This is a genomic window from Microcoleus sp. BM001215392, assembly GCF_036700185.1.
GTDB lineage: Bacteria > Cyanobacteriota > Cyanobacteriia > Cyanobacteriales > Microcoleaceae > Microcoleus.
Map to the genome: position 1 here is coordinate 1 of NZ_JAUBOJ010000749.1, position 1,089 is coordinate 1,089.

Sequence of the window (1,089 nt, forward strand, 5' to 3'; positions counted from 1 at the left end):
AGATTGGGTGATTTGGGCGATCGACCAACATTCACGCTCTGACGCACCCTACGGCTGATGTTTCAACTTGAGAAAGGCTATAAGTACACTTTCGGGAATAACTGGTAACAACCATGAGCAACGAAAGATTTATTATTAGACAGATGACGCTGGCGGATTTAGAATTAGCTATCCAGTGGGCCGCCACAGAGGGATGGAATCCAGCGATTAACGATGCAATTCCTTTTTACGCTGCTGATGCGAGTGGGTTTTTGATTGGAGAGATTGACGGAACTCCGATTAGCAGCATTTCGGCGGTAAGATATGGTGACAGCTTTGCATTTATCGGTTTTTATATTGTGCAACCTGCTTGGCGGGGACAGGGTTATGGTTTACAGACTTGGAATGCCGCCATGAAATTAGTAGGCGATCGCCCTACTGCTTTAGATGCCGTATTACAGCAAGTAAATAACTACAGTAAATTTGGCTTTAAACCAGTTTATCGCGATTTACGCTATCAAGGAATAGGTCAAGCTGGCGTTATTCCTGAAGGCGTTGTTTTGCTGACAGATATCCCTTTTGCTGATGTAGTGAATTACGACGCTCTATATTTTCCTGCATCTCGTCGGGCCTTTCTAAATGCCTGGATTAATCATTCAGAACATCAAGCTTATGGTATGGTTCTGGATGGCAAATTGTGTGGTTATGGAGTAATTAGACCCAGCTACACAGGTTTTAGAATTGGCCCGTTGTTTGCGAATTCGACCGAGATAGCTGAAAGGTTATTTATGGCTTTGATTGCTCGTGCAGAAAATCAGCCAGTATTTATAGATGTACCGAATATTAACACTCAGGCGATCGCCTTATTTGAAAGTCGAGCAATGCAACCCATATCTGAGTGTGTGAGGATGTACACCCACATACCAAATATTGAAATAAATCACATTTTTGGGTTGACAACTTTGGAATTAGGCTAAAATTACTAGGACTTGCGCACTGTCAAGGTGTAGCAAGGGTTTTGAGACTTGTGTTGAGGGGTAAGTTGATTCGGGTGTGTCAGATTGGGTGATTTGGGCGATCGACCAACATTCACGCTCTGACGCACCCTAC

The 1,089-nt window shown here is 43.6% G+C and carries 1 protein-coding gene; it reads left to right on the forward strand.

Translation table 11 applies throughout. The annotated features are described in order from the left end of the window. Positions 1–113: 113 nt before the first annotated feature. Positions 114–956, forward strand: a complete 843-nt coding sequence (locus QT974_RS34630; protein WP_333472860.1) for a GNAT family N-acetyltransferase — start codon at positions 114–116, stop codon at positions 954–956. Positions 957–1,089 lie beyond the last annotated feature (133 nt).